We start from the raw sequence: 14,558 nt of genomic DNA on the forward strand, positions 1-14,558 counted from the left end.
CGCCGGGGCGGCTCCGGTTCCCTTCAGGCCGGCCCGAGGGCTCAGCGCCGGGCATCCTGCCCGGAGCGCCAGGCCGCCGCCCGGCCCAGCAGATGCGCGCCGATCGGGGCGGTCAGGAACAGGAACAGGATGGCGATGACGGCCCGGGTCACCGCGCTGACGCTGCCGATATCGACCGCTGCGCAGATCAGCGCGAGCGAACCCGCAAAGGCGCCAACCTTGGACGAAGCATGCATCCGCGTCAGTGCATCGGGAAAGCGCACGACGCCGACTGCCGCCACCAGCGCAAAGCCGCCGGCCAGCAGCGCGAGGATGCCGGTGATGACCTCAATCATTGCGATCCTCCCGCCGCGCCTGACGTGCGGCATAACGGGCCAGCGCCACGACGGAGACGAAGCTCACCAGCGCCAGCGCCACGGCGATATCCAGATAGGCCTCGGCCCCCGCCTTCACCGCGAACAGCCCGCAGAAGGCGATGATCGCGGCGGTCATCATGTCCAGCGCCACCACACGGTCGGCCAGCGACGGGCCGCGCCGGAGGCGGATGAACCCCACCAGAACCGCCAGGATGACAAGGCCGAGGCCGATGGTCACGCAGGCGTTCATGAACCCCGTCGCGGTGAATGCTGCGGTCATTTGCGAAAGACCTCCCTGACGCGGTGTTCCATGCCCGACTTCAGCTCCGCGACCAGCGCATCCGGGTCTTCGGCATAGATTGAATGGATGACGAGGAAGCTCCGATCCTCCGCCACGTCGAGCGTCAGCGTGCCGGGGGTGAGCGAGATCAGGTTGGCGACAAGGAAGATCTCGATGTCGCTCGTCACGTCGAGCGGCATGCGCACGATGGCGGGATGCAGCCGCGGCTTGGGGGAGATGCAGTCCCGCGCCACGTTCACGCAGGATTTCACCAGTTCCTTCACGAAATACACGGCGAGGATCACGCTCTGCGGCAGCGCCCGGAAGTAGTGCTGCTCCCCCCGCCCGATCAGGTCGCGCGCGAACCACAACCCGGCATAGCCCAGCAGAAAACCGGCGAGGAGATTGATCGGCGACAGGCTGCCCCAGAGCGCGCCCCAGGCGATGGCGAGCAGGCCGTTCATGGCAAGGAGCGTCATGGCCGTCCCTCCCCGAGAACCGCCGCGACATAGGGCGTGGCGTCCAGAAGCTGCTCCGCGCTGATGGTGGCGAATTGCAGGAACGGCTCGGGAAACAGGCCGATGAAAACGGTCATCACCGCCAGCGCCGCGATCGGGGTGAGCATGATCCAGCGTTCGCGGGCCGGGATGGCGGAAAGGCGCGGCTCGCGGCCATCCGGGGCGGCTTTCCAGAACGCCTCCGCCCAGATCTTCGTCATGGAGAAGATGGTGAGCAGCCCGACCAGCAGCGCCACCCCCGCGACTATGGCGTCCTGCACCTCCAGCGCGGCGCGGACCAGCACGAATTTGGCCCAGAACCCGGAGAGCGGCGGAAAGCCCGCGAGCGAGAACGCCGGGATCAGGAACAGCACGGCGAGCAGCGGCGCGGCGCGGTAAAGCCCCCCGATGGCATAGAGATCCGACGAGCCGGTAAGCCTGCGGGAGACCCCGGCGACAAGGAACAGGTTCGCCTTCACGATGATATGGTGCACGAGGTAGAACACCGCCCCCATCAGCGCCAGCGGCGTCATCAGCGCCAGCCCCAGCACCATGTAGCCGATCTGGCTCACGATGTGGAACGACAGGATACGGCGGAAATCGCTCTGCGCCGCTGCGCCCAGAACGCCGGTCAGCATGGTCAGGCAGGCGATCCACAGCAGGATCCCATGGGTATAGGGCTGATCCCCGGTGAAGATCAGCGTGAACACCCGGATCAGCGCATAGACGCCCACCTTCGTCAGCAATCCCGCGAAGACGGCCGAAACGGCGTAATGCGGCGTGTGGTAGGAGGCGGGCAGCCAGTAGAACAGCGGAAAGACCGCCGCCTTCAGACCGAACGCCACCATGAACATCATCGCGATGACGGTCATCAGCCGCTGATCGGGATGGGCGGCCACGGCGGCATGCAGATCGGCCATGTTGAGCGTGCCCGTCGCCCCGTAGAGCAGACCCGCTGCGCCAAGGAACAGCACCGTGGAGATGAGGTTCAGCGTGACGTACTTGATCGCGCCATCGATCGCCTCCTTCCGCCCGCCGATGACGAGCAGCCCGAAGGAGGAGATCAGTAGCACCTCGAACCAGACATAAAGGTTGAACAGGTCCCCCGTCAGGAACGCGCCCGTCACACCGCCGATCAGCGTCTGAAACAGGCCGTGCCAGCCCAGACGCCGCGATGTCTGCCCGACCTCGGCCAGCGACCACAGCCCGACGGCGAGCGAGATGATCGCGGTGATGAGCACCATCGCGGCGGCAAGGTAATCGGCGGCCAGCGTAATGCCGAAGGGGGCCGCCCAGCCGCTCATCTGCCCGGCGATCACGCCGTGCTCCAGCACAAGCATCACCAGATGGATCGCCAGCGCCAGCGACACGACGGACCCGGCCACGGAAATCCAGCCGCTTCCCCGCCGGTTGCGGGCAAGGAAAGCCGCCGCCGCAGTGGCAAAGGGCACGAGGATGGGAAGAGTAAGGCTCCAGATCATTCTTCAGGCTCCGCCAGGCGCATCCGGTCCACCTCGAGATGGCCGAAGCTGCGGTAGGCGCGGATGGCAAGGGCAAGGGCAAAGGCGAATAGGCCGAAACCGATGACGATGGCAGTGAGCAGCAGCGCCTGCGGCAGAGCATTGGCCATGGCCTGCTCCGGCAGGCCGCCGCCATGGGCGAGCAGGGGTGCCGCGGCCTCCGTCAGCCGTCCGGCCGCAAAGATCGCGACGTTGACCCCGTTGGACAGCAGCAGCAGCCCGAACAGGAACCGCAGGAGGTTGCCCGACAACATGAGCCAGACAGCCGAAGACACCAGAACACCCGCAACGAGCGCGAGAACGGTTTCCATCAGTGTGTCTCCTCAAGCGCGAAGATCAGCGTGAGGATGCCGCCCACCACGGCGAGATAGACGCCGATGTCGAACAGGAGCACGCTCGAGATCGCGAAGCCGCCCACCTCCGCCCAGATGCCGGTGAAGGGCGCGAGACCGAAGGGCGCTGCCGTGACCCCCGCGATCAGCGCGGCGATCAGGCCCGCAAGCCCGATGGTCCGGGGATCAACACGGAGCGCGCGCCGCGCCTCCTCCACCCCCGCGGCAAAGGCCAGCAGCGCAAAGCCGGAAGCCGCGATCAGGCCGCCGATGAACCCGCCCCCCGGTGCGTTATGGCCGCGCAGCAGAATATAGAGCGAGAACACGAGGAACAGCGCCGTCAGCAGCCGCGCACCGGTTGTCAGGATCAGGGAGTTCACTTGGACATCCTCCGCTTCAGCAGCGCATAGGCGCCGATGGAGGCGAGCAGGATCACCGTCAACTCGCCGAAGGTATCGAAGGCGCGGAAATCGACGAGGATCACGTTGACGATGTTGAGGCCATGCGCCAGCGCGTAGGAGGAGGCCTCGAAATAACTGGTGATGTGGCGGTCGAGCGGATGGCTGGTGACAGCGAGAATGATGAGCGTCACCGACAGCCCCGCCGCAACCGCGATGACGCCGTGCACCACCTTGCGGGCGCGCGGGCGACGCTCCACCATGCCGGGCAGCCGCAGCATCGCAATGCCGAAGAGCACGGCGGAGAGGGTCTCCACCATGAGCTGCGTCGTCGCCACATCCGGTGCGCCGAAGCTGATGAAGATCAGCGCCACACCGATCCCCACCGTGCCCACCGCCGAGATCGCGGTGATGCGCGACATGGCGACGGCGGCAAGCGCCGCCCCCGCCACGACGATCCCGGCGACCAGCCACAGCAGCAGCGGCGCGGACAGGTCCAGCGCGATCACCGGCCCCTTGAGGATCATCGTCCCGCCAAGCGCCAGCACCACCACCGCAAAGGTCGCTGCAAGATAGCCCGTGAGCCGCCCCGGCTGGATGACCCGCGTCTGCCATGCCGCGAAGGCACGGAAGCCGTCGAGGAAAGCATCCCACCCGCGGTCGAACACCGGAAGCCGGGCCAGCAGCGCGGCGAATGCGCCGCGATACCGCTCCCGCCCCGCGTAGAGCAGGAAGCCGAGGGCGAAGGTCACAAGGCTCAGCAGGAAGGGCAGGTTCACCCCGGCCCAGAGATGCAACTCCGCGGTGCGGGGCAGCTGGAGGCTCCCCTCCACCGCCCGGTCGATCAGCGGTTGCAGCAGCCCCGAGCCGAGCCCCAGTGCCAGCCCCAGAGCGCCCAGCAGCAGCGGACCGGCCAGCATCTGCCAGCCTGCCTCATGCGGCGCATGGGGCGGGTTGCCGGGCGCGCCCCAGAAGGGACGCAGCGCGACCACGCCCGCTACCGCCACCATCAGCGCATTCGCGGCGAGCGCTCCCACCACCGCCAGTCCCCAGGGTGCGATGGACGGCGTGCCGGCATAGATCAGTTCCTTGCCGATCCAGCCGATGAGCGGCGGGAACCCGGCCATGGAGGCCGCCGCGAGCGCCGCCGCCGCCGCCGTCACCGGCATGGCGCGGGCAAGGCCTCCCAGAAGCCCCGCTTCCCGCGTGCCGGTGCCATGGTCTATCGCGCCGACGACCATGAACAGCGCGGCCTTGTAAAGCGAATGGACGACAAGGAAGGTCACCGCCGCCGTCAGCGCATAGGGCGAACCGCCCGCCAGCAGCACGGTGATCGTGCCGAGCGCCATCAGCGTCGTATAGGCCAGCGCCTGTTTCAGATCGGTCTGCCTGAGCGCGAGGAGCGAGGCCATGACCGCCGTGACAAGCCCCGCCGTGGTCAGCGCCACGACCCATGCCGTCGTGCCGCCCAGCGTCGGATGCAGGCGGGCCAGCAGGTAGATCCCCGCCTTCACCATCGTGGCGGAGTGCAGATAGGCGGAGACGGGCGTGGGCGCGGCCATGGCGTTCGGCAGCCAGAAATGGAAGGGGAACTGCGCCGATTTGGTAAAGGCGCCGAGCAGCACGAGGATCAGGATCGGCGTGTAAAGCGGATGGGACTGCAGCCCTTCCCCCGCAAGCAGCGCGCCAATGTCATAGCTGCCGGTCGCCATGCCGATCAGGATGAAGCCCGCCAGCAGCGCCAGCCCGCCCGCCCCCGTCACCAGCATTGCCTGAAGCGCATTGCGGCGGGCCACGCTGTCCTCATGATTGAAGCCGATGAGGAGGTAGGAGGTGACGCTGGTCAGCTCCCAGAACACGAAAAGCGTGATGAGGTCGGAGGCCAGTACCAGCCCCAGCATCGACAGCATGAAGGAGAACAGGTAAAGCACGAACCGCCCGAACTGCGGGTGATCGCCCATGTAGCCGGTCGCGTAGAGCAGGATCAGCGCCCCGATGCCGCTGATGAGCAGGGCGAAGATCAACGACAGCCCGTCCAGCATGAAGGCCAGCGATACCCCGAGGCTCGGCGCCCAGTTCCAGCCGACGCGCAGCGTCTCTCCCGCCAGAACGGCGGGCATGCAGGATGCGAAACCGATGGCGAAGACCAAAGCCGCCGCCGCGCCCAGATATCCCCAGAGCCTTCCGCCGGAGGCGGTGCCCCGCTGTAGTTCTGCCATCAAGTCGTTCCGTTCCGCCCTGTATCCGCCCTACGTAACCGCACAGGCGACATGAGGGAAATTGAAAATTCACTGGCTTCTTATAGAGGCTGTCTATAAGAAGCGCCGTATGCCCACCCTCCAGCAGCTTCGCTATCTCGTCGCCGTTGCCGACACCCTGAGTTTCAGCCGCGCGGCGGAGATGTGCCGGGTGACCCAGCCCACGCTCAGCATGCAGTTGCGGGAGCTGGAGGCGCGGCTTGGCGCGCGGCTGGTGGAGCGGACCCGCGCGCGCGTGCTCATGACCCCCGTGGGAGAGGCAGTGGCCCGCCGCGCCCGCGCCGTGATGGCCGAGATCGACGACATGCGGGAGATCGCGCGCCGCGACGACCCCGAGGCGCCGCAGGCCGCGCTGCGCCTTGGCGTCGTGCAGACGGTCGGGGCCTATGTGCTCTCCGTCGCGATGCCCGCGCTGCGCCGGACCTTTCCCAGATTGCGATTGCAGGTGCGGGAGGAGCGGTTCGACATGCTACTCCGCCAGCTTCTGGACGGGGCGCATGACGCGATCCTGCTTCCAGAGGCGGTGGAGCGCCCGGATCTCGAAAGCCGGTTGCTGGCGGTGGAGCCGTTGCAGGTGGTGCTGCCCGCAGATCACCGGCTGTCGGCGCGGCCCCTGCTCCGGCCCGCGGACCTTGCGGGGGAGACGGTGCTCACCATGGAAGGCAGCCCGGACCTCCAGGCGCAGGTGACGCGCTTCTGCACGCTGGCGGGCGCGGCGCAGGCGCGGGATTACGAGGGCACGACGCTCGACACGCTGCGGCAGATGGTGGCGGCGGGGATGGGCCTGTCGCTTCTCCCCACGCTCTACATCCGGTCGGAGGTGATGCGGGAGCAGCTCGTCGTGGCGCGCCCCCTCGCCACCGACGCGCCCACGCGGGCGCTCACCATGGCCTGGCGGCGCGATACGCCCCGCGCCCGGACCCATGCCGCCCTGGCCGCGCTGCTCAGCGAAAACCTCGGCCCGATCCCGGGCATCGGCGGCTGAGGTCAGGCGGTGGCCGCCTGCTCCCTGGCGAGCCTCTGGGAGACGATGGCGCAGACAAGAAGCTGCGAGATGTGGAACAGCATCACGGGGAGCACGATGGCGCCGACGCTGGCGGGGGGGAAGATCGCGGTGGCGATGGGCAGGCCGCTCGCGAGGCTCTTGGTGGAGCCGCAGAAGAAGAGCGCCGTCCGGTCCGGCCCGTCGAGCGCGAAGACGCGCCCCGCAAAGACCATCGCCGCCATGACAAGGGCAAGGAACACCCCGATGGTCAGGAAAAGCGCGGCGAAGGTCGGCAGCGGGATGGCCGACCAGATGCCCGCCACCGTCCCCGCGCTGAACGCCGAATAGACGATGAGCAGGATGGAGCCGCGATCGACCACCATGCTCAGCAGCTTCTGCCGACGGATGAAGGCGCCGATCCATGGCCGCAGGCACTGACCCAGCACGAAGGGGATCAGGATCTGCACCGCGATCTTGATCACCGCATCGCCGCTGATCCCGCCGCTCTGGTGCAGGATCACCGCCATCAGCCCCGGCGTCAGCACCACGGCCACGAGGTTGGAGAGGGAGGCCGAGCAGATCGCGCCCGCCACATTGCCCCCCGCCATCGCCGTGAAGGCGACGGAGGACTGCACCGTGGAGGGCAGAACGGACAGGAACAGCAGCCCCAGCGTGAGTTCGGGCCCGAGCACGCCCCCCGCCGTCCAGGCCAGCGTGACGCCGATGAGCGGGAACAGCACATAGGTTGCCGCGAAGGACAGCCCCTGCAGCTTGATGTTCAGCAGCCCCGCCCGCACGGAAGCCATGTCGAGCTTCGCGCCGTAGAGGAAGAACAGGAGCGCCACGGCCCAGAAGGTCACCTGCCCCAGCAGAAACGCCGCCTCGCCCCGCGCGGGCAGGATCGCGCCCGCCGCCACCATGACAACCAGCAGCAGCATGTAGGTGTCGATGCCGATACGTCTCAGGAACTGCATGTCTTGTCCTCTCTCCGGCGCTCTCAGTAGCCGAGCGCCATTCCGTCCTTGCGGCTGTCCGAACCGCCTTCGAGCAACCCTCCGGCGATGCGGATGGCCTGGGCGCCGCCGATCGGGCTGGTCACCACCTTGAGCACATGCCCGCGCGCCGCCAGCGCATCGCGCGTCGCGGCGGGGATCGTCGGCTCCACTTCGAGCACACCGTTGAAGGCAAAGCTCCGCGGCGCATCTATGGCCGCCTGCACCGTCAGCCCGCGGTCGATCACACCGGACAGGAAGGCCGCATGGCCGGCCGCCTGATAATGCCCGCCCATCACGCCGAAGGGCATGACCACCCGGCCCGCCTGCGTGACCATGCCGGGGATGATCGTGTGCATCGGTCGCTTCCGCGGACCGATGGCGTTCGGATGGCCCGCCGCCAGCCGGAAGGAGGCGCCGCGGCTGTGGAACAGCACCCCCGTCGCCGGATCGAGGCGCCCGGACCCGAAGCCGTGGAAGATCGAGTTGATGAAGGAGATGGCGTTGCCCGCCTCATCCACCACGCAGAGATAGATCGTGTCCTTGTGCTCCGGCTCGTCCCAGAGCACGGGCGGCCGGGCGCGGCTCATGTCGATCCGCGCGCGCAAGGCCGCCACCACGTCCTCCGACAGCAGCCGCTCCGCCACATCCGGGCAAGCGGCCGGATCGGCGATCAGCGCATCCCGGTGGTGATAGGCGAGCTTCGTCGCCTCCGCCTGCAGATGGATGCGGTCCACCTCGTCCAGCGCGGCCATGTCGAAGCCTTCGAGGATCCTGAGGATCAGAAGCGCTGCCAGACCCTGCCCGTTGGGCGGGCACTCATGCACCTCATAGCCGCGATAGGTGGCGCTGACCGGCGTCACCCACTCCGCCCCGTCCATGCCTTCGGCGAAATCCTCCAGCGTATGCAGCCCGCCGAGCGACCGCAGGTAACCCACCATGCTCTCCGCCGTGGCCCCCCGGTAGAAGGCCTGCGCTCCGGTCTCCGCGATCTCCCGATAGCGGGCGGCCAGCAGCGGTTGCGCACGCTGCTCGCCCGCCACGGGCGCCCTGCCCTCTGGCAGAAACAGCGCCGCCGCGCCCGCATCGCCTGCGACCGTGGCCTGAGCCGCCGCCCAGTCCATCGCAACGCGCGGCGTCACGCGGAAACCCTCCTCCGCATAGCGGATGGCGCGGGCGAACAGCCGGGAAAGCGGGAGTGTGCCGTAATCGGCATGGAGCCTGCACCAAGCCGAAATCGCGCCCGGCACCGTCACCGCATGAGGCGAGGTCTGGGGGATTTCGGTCACGCCTGCGGAAATGCCCGCGGCACCCGCAGCAGCATTGCCCCCCTCCGACGGCGCACCCGCAAGCGCCGCCTTCACCGCCTCCACCGTCGCCGCCGCAGGCGCCCGGCCCGAACCGTTCAGCGCCCTGACCGCGCCGCCCGCCGGCGCATAAAGTGCAAAGCAATCGCCCCCGATCCCCGTCATCAGCGGATCGACCACCGCCTGAACCGCGACCGCGGCAATCGCCGCATCCACCGCGGTGCCGCCTGCCGACAGAACCTCAAGCCCGGCCGCCGTCGCCAGCGGATGCGATGTCGCCACCATGGCGCCGCCCGTCAATGTCGATGGACGGCACCCGGAAAAGAAATCAAACGTCAAGACTGCAGGCTCCGCGTTCGGTTTTCGGGAAGCGCCTGTTCGCAAGGGCGGCGCATGCGCCGATGCCCTAGCACCGCTGCCGCGCGGCGGCAATCCGCCGCATGCCCGGGCCGGGAATCGCGACCTCGCGCGCGATCCGGCTGGGCAGGCGGGCACTCCGGGTGGCGGCAGGCTTGCGCGGGTGGAAGGCGCGGCGTTCGCTCACCGCACTGATCTCCTGCGCCTCACGGCAGCGCCCACAGGATGCTGCAGAGCTCCAACAGGCTGCTGAAAGAGCATTCCGGGTTTACATTGAGGCGGAGACTTGCCCCCATTGTTGAAGATCGCCCCGGAAACCGTACGTTTTGGCTCGGGACCGGACCGATTTCCCGGCTTTCAACGCGAGCCCGGGTAGGTGCGCGACTTTTTCAGCAGCCTGCCAAGGTATCCTGCCTATGCGCTGGCACGCTGGCAGTCAGCCTCGGAGTCACTCGAAATGGCTGGATTTCCCGCCGGATTTTTGGGGGAGTGCGAACAATCTCCCCCCACGCAGGCCGGAAAGCCGTTTCAGCCGCCATGGGAGAAGGCGCGGCTTTTACACCGCGCCGTGAGGTGACCACTCCCGCCCTCACCCGCAGAAGTGGGATCTGCATGGGATTTGGCCGGCAAAACCATGCGGCAGCACCTGGCATCCGGGCGGATTGGTTTGGTCGATGGGCAGGAACCGGGGAACCCCTGCCGTCAGGGGGCATGCTCCGGCACCGCCGCCGGACCGGCAGGGAACGCGGCCTGCCTGATCGGAGGCCGGGGAAAGGGCGCGCGAAAGGACGGGCGGCCGAAAATCCCCCCGGCGGAGCACGACCGGTCGATCGGCAGCCTCGGGCGCCGGGGGTGCTCAACAGGCTGCTGGAAAAAGGCTCTTTGGCCTGCATTGAAGCGGCAATGGTTCGCAATCTGACGAAAGCCAGCCGGGAATCTATATACGTCCGGGCATTTCCGGGCCGATTTTCCGATTTCCGGACATAAGCATGACACTTCAGGACTTTTCAGCAGCCTGTTACCAGGGCCGCTTATTCGAAGCGGCCTGACCCGCAGACCCGCCAGCACCTTTTGCGGTCTCAGTCCAGCCCGAGTTTCGCGCGCAGGGTGGAAAGATCTTCCGCGAGCACGTTCACGGCGGCCGCCATCGTCACGCGGTCGGCTTCGGTGAGCTTGTCATAGCTGACATAGCCTTCGCCCTCCCGGTATTTCTCCAGCGTCGTGTCGATGGTGGCGAAGTTGGCGTCCACCTTCGCCATGAACTCCTTGTCGGTGACCAGCGGACGCACCAGATCGACGATCTTCTCCGCCCCGTCGAAGTTGCCGCGGAAATCCCACAGGTCGGTGTGGGAATAACGGTCCTCCTCGCCGGAGATCTTGGTGGCGGCGACCTCCTCCATCAGCGCGGCGGCGCCTCCGACGACCACTTCAGGCGGAAAGGTCAGCCCGTCGATCCGGGTGCGCAATTCCTTCACATCCGCGAGCAGCTTGTCGGCCACGGGCGCCAGCCCCTCGGTGGAGTTCTTCTCCCACAGGCCGTATTCGATGCGGTGGAAGCCCGGAAAGGCAGGATCGGCCTCTCCCTTTTCATAGTCGTCCGCGCGGCTGTCGATGGAAACGTCGAGGTCCGAGAACAGCTCCGCGATCGGTTCGATCGCCTCGTAATTCACGCGTGTCGGCGCATAGAGGGCCTTGGCCTTCTCCACATCACCCGCCTTCACGGCATCCACGAAGGTCTGTGTGTTCTTGACGAGGATATCCGTCTGCTCGGAGACGTAGATCTTGTAGTCGCTGATCGGGCCGACAAGGTCGAGCGGCGCCGCGGCATGGGCCACCTGACCGGCCATGAGCGCGCCAACGAAGGCGAGGGTGACAAGACGCATGGAACTTCCTTTCTTGATGCCCCTTCAGGGCAGGACAGTCCGACTGGCTGCTGGCGTGTCGGGTTTCAAATGGCGTCGATCAGCGAACGGCCGAGATAATCGCCCTCGCCGAAGCCCGGAAGCGCAAAGAAATAGCCGCCCCCCACGGGTTTGATGTATTCTTCGAGTGGCTCCCCATCGAGCCGGTGCTGCACGGCAACGAAGGCCCGTTCGAGATCCGCCTGCCATGCGATGAACAGAAGCCCCTGATCGAGCTGCCCGTTCTTCAGCACGCCGTTGACGTAGTTGAACGGACGGCGGAGCATGAGCTGATCCGCCGAGGCCGCGTCGCGCGGATTGGCAAGGCGGATATGGCTGTTCAGCGCGGTTCGGGTTCCTTCCGCATCCGCCGCGTAATCGGGCAGGTCGGTTTCCGCCCCGTCCGGGCGGTCGAGCGGCGCGCCGGTCATCTTGGCACGGCCGATGATCCGCTCCTGCTCGCCAAGCGGGGTCCGGTCCCAGCGTTCCACGAGGTTCCGCACGATGCGGACGGCTTGGTAGCTGCCGCCGCGCGCCCAGTCGGGCTCCCCCTCATCCGCCCAGACGACCCGCCGCATCAGCCCGCTGTCGCCACTGTCGGGATTGGCGGATCCGTCGCGAAAACCAAGCAGGTTCCGCGCGCTTTCGGCCGCGCCCCCCGGCTTGGGCGGGATGACGGGCACGCTGCCCGCCTGCGCCCATTTCAGCACCAGCTGATCGGGGATGGACTTCACGATGTCGCGGAGGGCGTGGATCACCGTGTCCTGCGCATTGGCGCAGATCTGGAGCGTGATATCGCCATGGCAGAGGTCCGGCTGCAGCGCGTCATTGCGGAACTGCACCATCCTGCTCAACACGCGGGGCTTATGGGGCGCGAGCCACTCCCTGTCGTCGAAAAGCGACGCGCCCAGCGATACCGTGATCGTCGTGGCATCCGGGCGGATCACCGGGCCGAGCAGGCCGCTGTCGGCGGGGGGAAGCTTCGGATCCAGCTCCGGCACCGGCCCCCCATGAGTGAGGAAGACGATCCGCTCCGTGAGCCGCCGGAACAGCCGCTCCAGATCGTCCGGCGTCGCGGCGATCGCGTGGAAGGCGGCCACCATGCCATTCGCGGGCCGGGGCGTTACGATGCCCGCCTGATGCGCGCCATAGGGGGAGACGCGATCCGCCTCCGCGGCCACACCCGCGACCGGCGCGGTCGCCACGTTCGAGGTTTCCGCGCGAAGGGCAAGCGGCAGCCCCGCCGCGAGCGCCGCCGCGCCGGTCAGTAGCCCCCGCCTGCTGGCACAGAACTCCGCCATCCCGCTACTCCAGCCCGATCGCCGGGTTGAGCGCCCCGGCCGCATCCGCGACACGGCGGAAGGCCGCCGCCACCCGCTCCCGGCCTGCGGCATCCGGGGTATAGCTGCCGATGGCCGCCTCTGCGCCGTCCAGCGCGGCGTGAAGGGTGGCGGAAGCCTCCGGCTGCGCGGCAGCGACCAGCGGATCGACGAGCAGCGCGGATTTGCGGATTCCGTCCAGCGCCGCCGCGAACTCCGCCCGGTCGTCGCCCGCATAGGGGGTCTGCGCCCCCGCCTGATCCGCAAGGCGGCCTGCAAAGGCCGCCGCATTCGCGGCCAGATCGGCCGGGGCCACGTCAAGGTTGCGGAGCCGGTCCTTCAGGATCAGAGCATCGGCGGCAAGCCGGTCCGCCACGGGGGCAAGCCCCTCTGTCGTGTTCTGCGACCACAGGCCGTATTCGATGCGGTGGAAGCCGGTGAACGCCGCGTCCTGCTCCCGCTCCGCCAGGTATTCGGCCAGCGGATCCATGCTGTTGGCCAGATCGGCGATCCGGGCGGAGACGGGGGCCATCTGCCGCCACGGCTCCCGCGCGGCGCGCCATGCGCTCCGCGCACCCTCCAGATCACCCGCCGCGATCCTGTCCTTGAGCGCCGCGGTCGCCTCCACCAGCAGAGAGGCCCGGCGGCTCAGATAGACGCGGTATTCGGAAAGCGGGCCGATGAAGGCACGTGTCTCCGGCTGCACCCGCGCGGCCTCGGACGCTTCCGTCCGCACGACGGTCAGCGTTCCCCGCGGATTGGAGAGCAGCCCGCAGGTGATGGCATAGGTGCCGGGGACGAGCCGTTCGGTCAACGTTGCATTGAGGCCGGGCGCGATGTTCTCCCGCTCCGCCACGACCATCACGCCGTCGAGGATTTCCCACTCCAGCGCCCGATCGGAGGCGTTGTGGATACGGAAGGTCCGCCGCCCCGCCGGAACGGTAAGGTCGGCGGGATCGCAGGTGCCATCCGTCACCGTCACGGTGATTTCGTCGGCAGCGGCATCGGGCACCGCGCTCCGCGCCGCGAGCCAGAAGGCGCCGACGCCCAGCAGGACGAGCATCCCCGCCCCCGCCAGCGCGAATGTCAGCCCCCGGCCGGATGGCGGGGTGGCGCCGGATTGTCCGGCGGCGGACTTTGCCCCCACCGGCTGCCGATGATCCGGCGTCCCGCCCGTCCGCTGTATCTTCCGCGCCATCTCAGGCCCCCCGCCGCACGGTCTGGCCCGGCGTTTCCGCGTGGGGCCGCAGGAAGAGCCACAGCCCGCCTGCAAGGACCAGCGCCCAGACGATGACTTCCCCCAGCACCGGCGCATCGTGATAGCCGAAAAGCCCGCTCAGCACCGTGCCCAGCACCGACTGCACCGGCAGGGTGCGCGTCATGTCCCAGATCGGCTGCTGCAAGTGGTTCCAGAGGCCCGCCTCGTGCAGATTGCGCAGCACCGAAGCCGCCAGCCCGGCCGCGACGAGGATGATGAACACCCCCGTCCAGCGGAAAAATCGCCCGAGGTTGATCCTCACCCCGCCGCGATAGATGCCGTAGCCGATCATCACCGCCACCGCGACGCCCAGAAGCGCGCCAAGCGGCGCGGCAGGGCCGGGGCTTTGCTGAAACAGCGCCAGCAGGAAGAACACCGACTCCAGCCCCTCCCGCGCCACGGCGAAGAAGGTCATGCCGATCAGCGCCCATGTCGCGCCGCGCCCATGCGAAAGCGCGATGTCGATGTCATGCTCCATGGTACGGCTGAGGGACTTCGCGGCCTTGCGCATCCACAACACCATGGACAGCAGCACGACGACGGCGAGCAGCCCGACCAGCGCCTCGAACAGCTCCTGTGTCTTCTGCGGAAACTGCGCGCCGAGCGCGAGCACCCCTGCGCCCACGAAAAGCGACAGCGCCACCGCCAGCAGCACCCCCACCCAGACGGCAGGCAGCCACTCCGCCCGGCCGGTCCGGCCCAGATAGCCCGCGATGATGCCGACGATGAGCGCGGCTTCCAGCCCCTCCCGCAGCATGATCAGAAATGTTGGCAGCATGGCGCACTCCTGCCGGAGCA

The 14,558-nt window shown here is 68.0% G+C and carries 14 protein-coding genes; 1 reads left to right on the forward strand and 13 read right to left on the reverse strand.

Features of this window, described 5'->3' with window-relative positions:
* Positions 1 to 41: 41 nt before the first annotated feature.
* The 7 genes from mnhG to mbhE are packed head-to-tail and all read right to left on the reverse strand — an operon-like array spanning position 42 to position 5,602.
* Positions 42 to 335 (reverse strand): monovalent cation/H(+) antiporter subunit G, encoded by a 294-nt coding sequence (gene mnhG / locus CDV49_RS13820; protein ID WP_179209215.1) that lies wholly within the window; start codon positions 333 to 335, stop codon positions 42 to 44.
* The gene (locus CDV49_RS13825) at positions 328 to 636 is read right to left on the reverse strand and encodes a monovalent cation/H+ antiporter complex subunit F (RefSeq protein ID WP_256947346.1); all 309 of its coding nucleotides are present in this window, start codon (positions 634 to 636) and stop codon (positions 328 to 330) included. Before CDV49_RS13825 ends, mnhG begins: the two co-directional genes overlap by 8 nt.
* Positions 633 to 1,115 carry a Na+/H+ antiporter subunit E gene (locus tag CDV49_RS13830; RefSeq protein ID WP_088216013.1) on the reverse strand — a complete coding sequence of 161 codons (483 nt, stop codon included), beginning with the start codon at positions 1,113 to 1,115 and terminating at the stop codon, positions 633 to 635. The genes CDV49_RS13825 and CDV49_RS13830 overlap by 4 nt, the downstream gene beginning before the upstream one ends.
* The gene (locus CDV49_RS13835; RefSeq protein WP_088216014.1) at positions 1,112 to 2,614 is read right to left on the reverse strand and encodes a Na+/H+ antiporter subunit D; all 1,503 of its coding nucleotides are present in this window, start codon (positions 2,612 to 2,614) and stop codon (positions 1,112 to 1,114) included. Before CDV49_RS13835 ends, CDV49_RS13830 begins: the two co-directional genes overlap by 4 nt.
* On the reverse strand, positions 2,611 to 2,964 hold the full coding sequence (locus tag CDV49_RS13840) for an NADH-quinone oxidoreductase subunit K (protein ID WP_088216015.1): 354 nt from the start codon (positions 2,962 to 2,964) through the stop codon (positions 2,611 to 2,613). The genes CDV49_RS13835 and CDV49_RS13840 overlap by 4 nt, the downstream gene beginning before the upstream one ends.
* Complete coding sequence (locus CDV49_RS13845) at positions 2,964 to 3,365, reverse strand: MnhB domain-containing protein (RefSeq protein ID WP_088216016.1); 402 nt, start codon at positions 3,363 to 3,365, stop codon at positions 2,964 to 2,966. The genes CDV49_RS13840 and CDV49_RS13845 overlap by 1 nt, the downstream gene beginning before the upstream one ends.
* The gene (mbhE, locus tag CDV49_RS13850) at positions 3,362 to 5,602 is read right to left on the reverse strand and encodes a hydrogen gas-evolving membrane-bound hydrogenase subunit E (protein ID WP_088216017.1); all 2,241 of its coding nucleotides are present in this window, start codon (positions 5,600 to 5,602) and stop codon (positions 3,362 to 3,364) included. Before mbhE ends, CDV49_RS13845 begins: the two co-directional genes overlap by 4 nt.
* A 109-nt stretch (positions 5,603 to 5,711) precedes the next feature.
* Here mbhE and CDV49_RS13855 point away from each other — a divergent pair, with 109 nt between their 5' ends.
* Positions 5,712 to 6,626 (forward strand): hydrogen peroxide-inducible genes activator, encoded by a 915-nt coding sequence (locus tag CDV49_RS13855; RefSeq protein ID WP_088216018.1) that lies wholly within the window; start codon positions 5,712 to 5,714, stop codon positions 6,624 to 6,626.
* Between the two features lie 2 nt (positions 6,627 to 6,628).
* Here CDV49_RS13855 and CDV49_RS13860 read toward each other — a convergent pair whose 3' ends face one another.
* From CDV49_RS13860 to efeU, 6 genes are all read right to left on the reverse strand, one after another.
* Positions 6,629 to 7,600 carry a bile acid:sodium symporter family protein gene (locus tag CDV49_RS13860; RefSeq protein WP_088216019.1) on the reverse strand — a complete coding sequence of 324 codons (972 nt, stop codon included), beginning with the start codon at positions 7,598 to 7,600 and terminating at the stop codon, positions 6,629 to 6,631.
* A gap of 23 nt (positions 7,601 to 7,623) precedes the next feature.
* The gene (locus CDV49_RS13865) at positions 7,624 to 9,210 is read right to left on the reverse strand and encodes a gamma-glutamyltransferase family protein (RefSeq protein WP_088216020.1); all 1,587 of its coding nucleotides are present in this window, start codon (positions 9,208 to 9,210) and stop codon (positions 7,624 to 7,626) included.
* Positions 9,211 to 10,361: 1,151 nt separating this feature from the next.
* Positions 10,362 to 11,165, reverse strand: coding sequence for an iron uptake system protein EfeO (efeO, locus tag CDV49_RS13870; protein ID WP_088216021.1), 804 nt, complete (start codon positions 11,163 to 11,165; stop codon positions 10,362 to 10,364).
* Between the two features lie 65 nt (positions 11,166 to 11,230).
* On the reverse strand, positions 11,231 to 12,484 hold the full coding sequence (gene efeB, locus CDV49_RS13875) for an iron uptake transporter deferrochelatase/peroxidase subunit (protein ID WP_088216022.1): 1,254 nt from the start codon (positions 12,482 to 12,484) through the stop codon (positions 11,231 to 11,233).
* Between the two features lie 4 nt (positions 12,485 to 12,488).
* Positions 12,489 to 13,700 carry an iron uptake system protein EfeO gene (gene efeO, locus CDV49_RS13880; RefSeq protein WP_088216023.1) on the reverse strand — a complete coding sequence of 404 codons (1,212 nt, stop codon included), beginning with the start codon at positions 13,698 to 13,700 and terminating at the stop codon, positions 12,489 to 12,491.
* A 1-nt stretch (position 13,701) separates the two neighbouring features.
* Positions 13,702 to 14,538, reverse strand: coding sequence for an iron uptake transporter permease EfeU (gene efeU / locus CDV49_RS13885; protein WP_088216024.1), 837 nt, complete (start codon positions 14,536 to 14,538; stop codon positions 13,702 to 13,704).
* Positions 14,539 to 14,558 lie beyond the last annotated feature (20 nt).

Origin of the sequence: Haematobacter genomosp. 1 (assembly GCF_002196855.1) — a bacterium.
Lineage (GTDB): Bacteria > Pseudomonadota > Alphaproteobacteria > Rhodobacterales > Rhodobacteraceae > Haematobacter.

Excerpts from the sequence above, each read along its gene's own strand:
- mbhE (WP_088216017.1), bottom strand. The coding sequence starts at position 5,602 with ATGGCAGAACTACAGCGGGGCACCGCCTCCGGCGGAAGGCTCTGGGGA.
- CDV49_RS13825 (WP_256947346.1), bottom strand. The coding sequence starts at position 636 with ATGACCGCAGCATTCACCGCGACGGGGTTCATGAACGCCTGCGTGACC.
- efeO (WP_088216021.1), bottom strand. The coding sequence starts at position 11,165 with ATGCGTCTTGTCACCCTCGCCTTCGTTGGCGCGCTCATGGCCGGTCAG.
- mnhG (WP_179209215.1), bottom strand. The coding sequence starts at position 335 with ATGATTGAGGTCATCACCGGCATCCTCGCGCTGCTGGCCGGCGGCTTT.
- CDV49_RS13865 (WP_088216020.1), bottom strand. The coding sequence starts at position 9,210 with ATGGTGGCGACATCGCATCCGCTGGCGACGGCGGCCGGGCTTGAGGTT.
- CDV49_RS13840 (WP_088216015.1), bottom strand. The coding sequence starts at position 2,964 with ATGGAAACCGTTCTCGCGCTCGTTGCGGGTGTTCTGGTGTCTTCGGCT.
- CDV49_RS13855 (WP_088216018.1), top strand. The coding sequence starts at position 5,712 with ATGCCCACCCTCCAGCAGCTTCGCTATCTCGTCGCCGTTGCCGACACC.
- efeB (WP_088216022.1), bottom strand. The coding sequence starts at position 12,484 with ATGGCGGAGTTCTGTGCCAGCAGGCGGGGGCTACTGACCGGCGCGGCG.
- CDV49_RS13860 (WP_088216019.1), bottom strand. The coding sequence starts at position 7,600 with ATGCAGTTCCTGAGACGTATCGGCATCGACACCTACATGCTGCTGCTG.
- efeU (WP_088216024.1), bottom strand. The coding sequence starts at position 14,538 with ATGCTGCCAACATTTCTGATCATGCTGCGGGAGGGGCTGGAAGCCGCG.
- CDV49_RS13830 (WP_088216013.1), bottom strand. The coding sequence starts at position 1,115 with ATGACGCTCCTTGCCATGAACGGCCTGCTCGCCATCGCCTGGGGCGCG.
- efeO (WP_088216023.1), bottom strand. The coding sequence starts at position 13,700 with ATGGCGCGGAAGATACAGCGGACGGGCGGGACGCCGGATCATCGGCAG.
- CDV49_RS13835 (WP_088216014.1), bottom strand. The coding sequence starts at position 2,614 with ATGATCTGGAGCCTTACTCTTCCCATCCTCGTGCCCTTTGCCACTGCG.